Source organism: Yoonia sp., assembly GCF_014859355.1.
GTDB lineage: Bacteria > Pseudomonadota > Alphaproteobacteria > Rhodobacterales > Rhodobacteraceae > Yoonia.
Genome location: NZ_JACUUJ010000095.1, coordinates 1 through 1,696, shown reverse-complemented (window position 1 = coordinate 1,696; position 1,696 = coordinate 1). Strand labels below are relative to the sequence as shown.

Genomic DNA, 1,696 nt, shown 5'->3' with positions numbered 1-1,696 from the left:
AATACGGGTTCGCCATCCTTATTAGTGACTTGGATTGCCCCGTCATCGCCCAGGGTAAAATCATAATGGTCGGCAATCTCCGGCTTTACGTGACGGAACGGCACCAGAAACATATCGCCCAGCAGATCCGCAACAGGCTTGTCGATCAGTTCGGCACGTAGCTTTTGCGCGGCCTCCTCGGCCTTGGCTTTCCATTCATCGCGCTCGGCTTCAATCGCACGCCGCTTGGCACGCTCCGCCTTCACTTCGCCCAGCAACTCATCGCGCTTTGCAGTCAACTTCGTAAAATCCATTTCGTCAGCCATCATCAGGCCCCCATTTTTATGCCAGTTAAGAAAATGCCGCTTGGCTTGCGTGCCGAAAGGCAACTGACAAGGCCAGCAACAGCGTTTGCACGGTCATCGTGCGCACCGGGTGCATGGTCGATCATATCCCTGCCAGATCGGCCCGTGCGCCTCTCCAGACCCAGAAATTGACGCGCCAAGACCTGACAATTCGGGATCTGCACCCGCCCCGAATTCATCGCTGCCAGAAATTCCAAATAAAGCCCGCTGCGGTCCAGTTCGCTAACATCGTAACGAATATTGAACCGCAAGAATTCATCACGCGGCCAGCGGCCCGCATATCGGTCGCCTGTCACCCGGCGGATGGAATAGCGGCGTAGAATGTCGGCATATTCCCGCACAATCTCGGCGGGACTGCCAGTCAAGCCACGCACCAGATCAACAACAATGCGTTCATTTTCTTCATGGCCAATGGCAAGCGTGAATTCATCAGAACCACCACCAGCCGGATCCACAAAGGCGCGGTAATCAACGCCACGCATAGGCGGCAACTCCAGCGGCTTTTGACGTTGTGCGCCGTCGATCAGGTCAGACGATATAAGAGCGGAAATGTCGGATCTGAATTGCGCCAGATATTCAGCACAAGCCCTTGCCGCGTCATCGCGCATCGCGTCGTCGATCACACGCTGCGGCAATGTCGGGTTCATCGTTTTAGAAGGTGCCTGCGCGACCAGCACGCGGGTTTCCGTATCGTCGCCAAAGCATCGCTTATAGGTATCCCAAAGCACGCCACGCTTGGCGTAGGGCGATGACAGGGCAATCAGCTTTCCGTCCAGCGTTGCCAATGCAGGGCGCACCGCTGCGATGATCTCGGCGTCAGGCGATGCACCGTCAACATGCCAAAATGCACATTCGTCGGCGATGACTGCGGCCAAGGTATAGCCCCTGACGCTGCGGTGACTGGCGGTTGTGATTTCAATGATTGTGCGGTTGTTCAACTCGATCTGTTCGCCATTTTCTTTGACGATCATGCGTGCCAGCATCGGGTTGTCGGCCATCATGCCGCTGATGTATCGCATCACGGCCCGCGCCTGCTTTCGATCGGCGGCAATGCACATCACGGTTGCGATTTCGCCCGGTGCCAGTCTGTCGCGGTAGTCATGGAAGGCGGCCAGATAGACGGCCAGCAAGCCCGCTGCATAGGACTTGCCACCGCGCCTGCCCACTGCCAGCCATAGTTCGGCAAAGGCCGCTGTCGGGGCTGTCTGACGGGCTGTCAGGGCTTTGAAGGTGTCCAGTTCATCGGGTTCCAGTTCCAGCCCATAGAAGCCGCTTAGAAGCGCACGCCATGCCGTAAAGCTGTCACCGCCAAAGGTGTCACCGAACAACGCGGGATCCGTCATCGCATCGCG

Annotated in this window: 2 protein-coding genes; both read right to left on the bottom strand. The window is 57.4% G+C overall.

Going from position 1 to position 1,696, the window contains the following annotated elements:
• A partial coding sequence (locus IBX59_RS15120; RefSeq protein ID WP_296377053.1) for a hypothetical protein occupies positions 1-308 on the bottom strand: 308 nt, incomplete at its 3' end.
• Positions 308-1,696 (bottom strand): hypothetical protein (locus IBX59_RS15115; protein WP_296377050.1); only part of this gene is annotated, 1,389 nt, incomplete at its 5' end. The genes IBX59_RS15120 and IBX59_RS15115, both read right to left, overlap by 1 nt.